This is a genomic window from Nocardioides sp. (assembly GCF_035576065.1).
GTDB lineage: Bacteria > Actinomycetota > Actinomycetes > Propionibacteriales > Nocardioidaceae > Nocardioides.
Genome location: NZ_DATLWX010000006.1, coordinates 228,302 through 234,843, shown reverse-complemented (window position 1 = coordinate 234,843; position 6,542 = coordinate 228,302). Strand labels below are relative to the sequence as shown.

The 6,542-nt window shown below is 69.1% G+C and carries 6 protein-coding genes; 4 read left to right on the top strand and 2 right to left on the bottom strand.

The features are described 5' to 3' along the window. Positions 1-30: 30 nt before the first annotated feature. Both VNJ48_RS02900 and VNJ48_RS02895 read right to left on the bottom strand, forming a co-directional pair. Entirely contained in the window at positions 31-1,251 is a 1,221-nt protein-coding gene (locus VNJ48_RS02900) for an IS30 family transposase (protein WP_325598921.1), read from the bottom strand. Positions 1,252-1,359: 108 nt separating this feature from the next. Continuing rightward, positions 1,360-1,971: an SGNH/GDSL hydrolase family protein gene (locus VNJ48_RS02895; RefSeq protein ID WP_325598919.1), complete on the bottom strand. Its 612-nt coding sequence runs from the start codon at positions 1,969-1,971 to the stop codon at positions 1,360-1,362. A gap of 346 nt (positions 1,972-2,317) precedes the next feature. Here VNJ48_RS02895 and dnaK point away from each other — a divergent pair, with 346 nt between their 5' ends. The 4 genes from dnaK to VNJ48_RS02875 are packed head-to-tail and all read left to right on the top strand — an operon-like array spanning position 2,318 to position 6,539. Continuing rightward, complete coding sequence (dnaK, locus tag VNJ48_RS02890) at positions 2,318-4,204, top strand: molecular chaperone DnaK (RefSeq protein ID WP_325598917.1); 1,887 nt, start codon at positions 2,318-2,320, stop codon at positions 4,202-4,204. Then, positions 4,201-4,890, top strand: coding sequence for a nucleotide exchange factor GrpE (gene grpE, locus VNJ48_RS02885; RefSeq protein WP_325598915.1), 690 nt, complete (start codon positions 4,201-4,203; stop codon positions 4,888-4,890). The genes dnaK and grpE overlap by 4 nt, the downstream gene beginning before the upstream one ends. A gap of 42 nt (positions 4,891-4,932) precedes the next feature. Next, positions 4,933-6,120 (top strand): molecular chaperone DnaJ, encoded by a 1,188-nt coding sequence (dnaJ, locus tag VNJ48_RS02880; RefSeq protein ID WP_325598913.1) that lies wholly within the window; start codon positions 4,933-4,935, stop codon positions 6,118-6,120. After that, entirely contained in the window at positions 6,117-6,539 is a 423-nt protein-coding gene (locus VNJ48_RS02875) for a heat shock protein transcriptional repressor HspR (RefSeq protein WP_325598911.1), read from the top strand. Before dnaJ ends, VNJ48_RS02875 begins: the two co-directional genes overlap by 4 nt. Positions 6,540-6,542 lie beyond the last annotated feature (3 nt).

Here is a 6,542-nt window from a genome sequence, read left to right as displayed (position 1 = left end):
GGGGCAGGGTCAATCGGTCTAGGCAACGGTTCATGCCGCTGCCGGGTTGGCGAGCAGCTCGGCCAGCGCTTGGGCTGGTGTCTGTAGGTCGAGGGTAGGGCGTGGGCGCTTGTTGAGGGTGGCTGCGATCCGGGCGAGGTCGTCGGCGGTGTGGATCGATAGGTCGGTGCCCTTCTCGAGCCAGAACCGCAGGAGCCGGTTGGTGTTTTCGTTGGACCCTCGTTGCCAGGGTGAGTGGGGGTCGCAGAAGTAGACCGGCATGTCTAGAGCGGCCTCGATATCGCGGTAGTTGGCCAGCTCGCTGCCGCGGTCCCAGGTCAGTGATCGGCGCAGGTGCTCGGGCAGCCTGGTCATCTCGCGGATCATGGCCTCGGCCACACTCGCGGCGTCGTGACGCTCGGGCAGGTGCAGCAAGATCACGAACCGGGTCGTGCGTTCGACCAGAGTCCCGACCGCTGAGCCGTTGCCGGTGCCGAGGATCAGGTCGCCCTCCCAGTGCCCGGGCACCGCACGATCGGCGACCTCGGCGGGACGTTGGCTGATGGTGAACGCCTCGCGGTACAAGCTCTTCCCGCGGCCATCGACGCTGCCGCGAGGCTTGCGGGCTCGACGCTTGGTCAGCAACTGGGCAGCCAGGTCCTTGCGCAGGCTGCCGCGCGCCTGGACGTACAACGCCCGGTAGATCGTCTCGTGCGACACACGAGCCATCTTCGTGCGTGGGTGCTGCTCGCGCAGCATGGCCGCGATCAGACCGGGTGACCAGCCGTCATCCATCCACGACTCGATGGACGCACCCAGCGCCGAGTCGTGCAGCTTGAACCCCTTGGGTCGTCGCCGGCGTTCATGAGCCGCCCGGTGTGCGACCGGTCCGTGGTAGCTCCCGTCCGGGCCGCTGTTGCGCGCCACCTCCCGGCTGATCACCGACACATCCCGCCCGACGCACCGGCCGATCTCTCGCATCGACACCTTCCGATGATGCAGGGCCGCGATCACCGCGCGGTCCTCGCCGGTCAACGGCCGCCGCTGCCGGCCAGCCCGTTCCTCACCCGGCCGGCGCAGCGGGGCGGTACCAGGCAATCCGCCACGCGCACCGATGGCCAACTCAAGTCCCATGACGCCACGCTCGCGCCACCACCGCGTTGCGGTGTCATGCGACACGCCAGACCAATCAGCGGCATGCGTGATCGGCGCACCCCCACACACCAGATCGAAGAACTCCTCCTGCATCTCGAACGAGATCCACTTCGGCATCACAACGCTCCTCAGTCAGCGTTGCTTAGACCGATGGACTCCGCCAGGCCAGGAAGTGCAGGAGTCCCCGGCTAAGCGGGGACTCCAACGGCGAGCGAGAGAAGTTCCTCAGCCCTGCAGACCCCGTGCGACGAGCTCGTCGGCAACGCGCTGCCCGAAGGACTCGTGACCGCTCTGGGTCAGGTGCAGCCGGTCGGGGAGGTAGGAGAGCGACCACGCGCTGGCGTCGATGTACGCGACGCCGTACTCGGCGCACAGCTCGGCCAGCGTCGCATCGACACGCCCGACGGCGTCGGCCCGAGAGGGTGCCGCCACCGGGCCGACGACGACCACCCTGCTGCCCGGCAGCGAGGTGAGCAGCGCGCGGAACCCGGCGCGGATGTCGGCAACCGGCTGGTCGTAGTCGTTGAGGCCGCCCTGCACGACGACCAGGTCGGCACCCCGCGCGGAGGCGGCGCGGGTGGCGAAGGAGCGGTTGCCGCAGTGGCTGGCGCCGGGGCTGAAGCCGGACCCTGAGAACCCGGCTACCCGGACCCGCCCCGGAAGCTCGCTGGGCCAGGATTTCCCCAGGTCGTCGAGGCCGAGCCCGACCGACCATGAGTCGCCGATCACGGAGATCGTCGGAGCAGTGGGCTCAGCACCTGTCACGATCCTCGACCGCGTCGCGGCGTCGGTCGCGTGGCGCTGGCAGAGCCCGGCCTCGGAGCCGCGAGCGCGCACCGTCAGTACCGTCGCCAGCAGTACGGCAATGAGCAGCGCCGCGACGCCTGCTCTCCCCGTATGGCGAAGGCCCACCCCCCGTTGGAACACACGCGAATCATCAGCCATCGAGCCGGGGCGGGTGGGGAGATTGCGGAAACTGACCCGACTCCGGGGGAACACCCCGATCGCGACCTGCGTTGGACCCCATGAGCAGACTTGAGTTGCATCGACTCAACTTGTTTGTCAGACTCGCCGCCATCGCGGCAGGATGGCCGCACCCAAGACATCCCGACACGGCACACGACGTGGTCGGGCAGCAAAGCAGGCGTCGCGACGAGCGGCGCAGTTCCTAGGAGGAAACACCATGGCTCGAGCAGTCGGCATTGACCTCGGCACGACGAACTCCGTCGTCGCCGTCCTCGAAGGTGGAGAGCCCACCGTCATCGCCAACGCAGAAGGCGCACGCACGACCCCCTCGGTGGTCGCGTTCGCCAAGTCCGGCGAGGTCCTCGTCGGTGAGGTCGCCAAGCGGCAGGCCGTCACCAACGTCGATCGCACCATCCGCTCCGTCAAGCGCCACATGGGCACGGACTGGAAGCAGAAGATCGACGACAAGGACTTCACCCCCCAGCAGATCAGCGCCTTCGTGCTGCAGAAGCTCAAGCGCGACGCCGAGGCCTACCTCGGCGAGCCGGTCACCGACGCGGTCATCACCGTGCCTGCCTACTTCTCCGACGCCCAGCGCCAGGCGACCAAGGAAGCCGGTGAGATCGCCGGCCTCAACGTCTCGCGCATCGTCAACGAGCCGACCGCGGCCGCGCTGGCCTACGGCCTCGACAAGGGCGACGACCAGACGATCCTCGTCTTCGACCTCGGTGGCGGCACGTTCGACGTCTCCCTGCTCGAGATCGGCGAGGGCGTCGTCGAGGTGAAGGCGACCTCCGGTGACAACCACCTCGGTGGTGACGACTGGGACAACCGGGTCGTGGAGTGGATGGTCAAGAAGTTCAAGGACAACAACGGCGTCGACCTCGCGGCCGACAAGATCGCCAAGCAGCGCCTCCAGGAGGCTGCCGAGAAGGCCAAGATCGAGCTGTCGTCCTCCAGCGAGACCACGATCCACCTGCCCTACATCACCCACGGTGAGGGCGGCCCGCTGCACTTCGAGGAGAAGATGACGCGCAGCGAGTTCCAGAAGCTCACCGCCGACCTCCTCGAGCGCACGCGCGAGCCGTTCAAGAGCGTGCTCAAGGACGGTGGCGTCGCGATCGACAAGATCGACCACGTCGTGCTTGTCGGTGGGTCCACCCGCATGCCGGCGGTCAGCGAGCTCGTGACGGAGCTCCTCGGCGGCAAGCAGCCCAACAAGGGCGTCAACCCCGACGAGGTCGTCGCCGTCGGCGCGGCCCTGCAGGCGGGCGTCCTCAAGGGCGAGGTCAAGGACGTGCTGCTGCTCGACGTCACCCCGCTCTCCCTCGGCATCGAGACCAAGGGCGGCGTGATGACCAACCTCATCGAGCGCAACACCACGATCCCGACCAAGCGCTCGGAGATCTTCACCACCGCCGACGACAACCAGCCGTCGGTCGAGATCAAGGTCGCCCAGGGCGAGCGTCAGCTGTGGTCGCAGAACCAGCCCCTCGGCAACTTCGAGCTCACCGGTCTGCCCCCCGCGCCGCGCGGTGTGCCGAAGATCGAGGTCACCTTCGACATCGACGCCAACGGCATTGTCCACGTCTCCGCCAAGGACCACGCGTCCGGCCGCGAGCAGTCGATGACCATCTCCGGCGGCTCGGCGCTGTCCAAGGACGAGATCGACCGCATGGTCAAGGAGGCCGAGCAGTACGCCGAGGAGGACGCCAAGCGCCGCGACGCGATCGAGGCCCGCAACCAGGCCGACAGCCTCGTCTACTCCACGGAGAAGTTCCTCAGCGAGAACGAGGACAAGATCCCCGACGAGGTGAAGACCGAGGTCCGCGCGGACGTCGAGGCCCTCAAGGAGACGCTCGCCAAGGAGGACGCCGCCGCCGAGGACCTCACCGCGGGTGTGTCCAAGCTGGGCGAGTCGAGCCAGAAGATGGGCGCAGCGATGTACGCCGCTGCCGAGGCCGACAGTGCCGCAGCCCAGGCCGACGGCGGAGCCGAGGGCGAGCAGACCGACGACATCGTGGACGCCGAGATCGTCGACGGGCCCGCCGACTCCTCCGACTCCGACTCCGACACCGACACCGCCGAGGGTGAGTCGAAGTGACCTCTCCCACCGAGTCGGGTGCTGAGGACTCGGCGGAGTCGGCCGGCTTTGGCGACGCGGCTGCCGAGATGGCAGGAGAGACCGAGGTCGAGGCGCCCGTGGAGGGCGCCTCGGCCCCGGCGGGCGCTGCCGCGGGGTCGGATGCGGAGTCCGCGTCGGCTGAGGCGAATGACGACATCAGCGATCTGGACTGGGTCGTGGACGATGCGGACCTCGAGCCGGAGACCAGCAGCGCCACCGATCAGGCCCCCACGGCCGACGAGCAGCTCGTCGAGCGGACGGCCGACCTGCAGCGACTGCAGGCGGAGTTCCTCAACTACAAGCGGCGCGTCGACCGGGACCGTGAGCTGATCGCGCAGAACGCGACGTACAAGGTGCTCCAGCCGATCGTCGAGGTGCTCGACACGATCGATCGGGCGCGCGAGCACGGCGAGCTCGAGGGCGGCTTCAAGTCGGTCGCCGACCAGCTCGAGCGGGTGGTCGCCGGGCTCGGACTGACGAAGTTCGGCGCACCGGGCGACGAGTTCGACCCGACGATCCACGAGGCGCTGAGCCACATCGGCGAGGACCCGGATGTCGCGGTCACCACGGCGAAGGTCATCGCAAAGTCCGGCTACAAGATCAACGACCGCGTGGTGCGAGCCGCCCAGGTGCTGGTGGTCGACCCGGCGACGCCGACTGCGTGACCGCGTCCCGGTGTGACATGAGAGGCGAGAGGAGGGGTGCAGATGGCTGACAACGACGGCTTCAGGAACGACTGGGCGACCAAGGACTTCTACCAGGTCCTGGGCGTGAAGAAGGACGCGACCGCCGACGACATCAAGAAGGCCTATCGCAAGCTGGCGCGCGCCAACCACCCCGACTCCAACCCCGACGACGCCAAGAAGCACGACACGTTCAAGGCGGTGGCCGAGGCCTACGACGTCGTGGGCGACGCGGACAAGCGCAAGAAGTACGACGAGTTCCGGTCCCTCTCGGCGACCGGCGGCTTCGGCGGGGGCTTCTCGGGCGGCTTCAATCGGGGCGGCTCCGGTGGCGGCTTCGACATCAACGACCTGCTGCGTGAGCAGGCCGGCGGGGGTGCCGGCTTCGGCGACATGTTCGGCGATCTCTTCGGCGGCGGGGGCGGACGCCAGCGTCAGCAGCAGGCTCGTCCTCGCAAGGGCGCCGACCTGGAGACGAGCACCACCATCAGCTTCGTCGACGCCCTCGAGGGCGTGATGATCTCGCTGCGCCTGACCTCCGACGAAGCCTGTGCCACCTGCAAGGGCACCGGGGGCAAGCCTGGGACCCGTCCGCACATCTGCGGGGAGTGCGAGGGCGCGGGTTATGTCGTCGCTGGGGTCGGCGGCGCGTTCTCGATGAACGAGACCTGCCCGACCTGCCACGGTCGCCAGCTCGTCTATGACGACCCCTGCCCGGCCTGTCACGGCAGCGGCCGGGGCACCTCGGCCCGCACGATCCAGGCGCGCATCCCCGCCGGCGTCAAGGACGGTCAGAAGATCCGGCTGCGCGGCAAGGGCGCGCCCGGCGAGCAAGGCGGACCTCCCGGCGACCTCATCGTCAAGGTCGTGGTGTCCGCCCACCCTGTCTTCGGCCGCAAGGACGACAACCTCACCATCGAGGTCCCCGTCTCGTTCGACGAGGCCACCCTCGGCGCCGAGATCAAGATCCCGACGCTGGGCGGTGCACCCGTCACGCTGAAGGTCCCAGCGGGCACGCCCAACGGGCGAACGTTCCGCGTCCGGGGCAAGGGAGCGCACAAGAAGGACGGCACGTACGGCGACCTGCTCGCGACCATCGCCGTGGTGGTGCCGGCGGGCCTCAGCGACGACGCCCGCGAGGCGCTGGAGGCCTATCGCGCCGCCACCATGGCGACGCCGCTGCGCGACGACCTCTTCCGGGAGGCGCGATGAGCTCCTTCGGTGTGCCCCCGCCCGACGCGGCCGTCTACGTCATCAGCGTCGCCGCCGAGCTGACCGGCCTGCACCCCCAGACGCTGCGCGCCTACGAGCGGATGGGCCTCATCCGGCCGGGCCGCACTGGTGGCGGCGGCCGGCGCTACTCCCACCGCGACCTCGAGCTGCTGCGCGAGATCGCCGACCTCACCTCGGCCGGCATCGGGATCGAGGGCGTACGCCGCATCCTCGAGCTCGACAACCAGGTCGTCGCGCTGCGTCATCGCAACGACGAGCTGCTCGCCGAGCTCGAGGCCACCCGCGCGGCGCTCAGGCAGGCGCTGACGGCGGCCGGGGCCACCATTCCGCCGCCCAACAAGCTGCCCGTGCTGCGCCCCTCCCACGCGCTGATGACCTTCCGCCGCCACCCGGGCTGACTC

What these genes read in the sequence shown, in the direction of transcription:
- VNJ48_RS02900 (WP_325598921.1), bottom strand. Translation starts at nt 1,251, where the DNA reads ATGCCGAAGTGGATCTCGTTCGAGATGCAGGAGGAGTTCTTCGATCTG.
- dnaK (WP_325598917.1), top strand. Translation starts at nt 2,318, where the DNA reads ATGGCTCGAGCAGTCGGCATTGACCTCGGCACGACGAACTCCGTCGTC.
- dnaJ (WP_325598913.1), top strand. Translation starts at nt 4,933, where the DNA reads ATGGCTGACAACGACGGCTTCAGGAACGACTGGGCGACCAAGGACTTC.
- VNJ48_RS02875 (WP_325598911.1), top strand. Translation starts at nt 6,117, where the DNA reads ATGAGCTCCTTCGGTGTGCCCCCGCCCGACGCGGCCGTCTACGTCATC.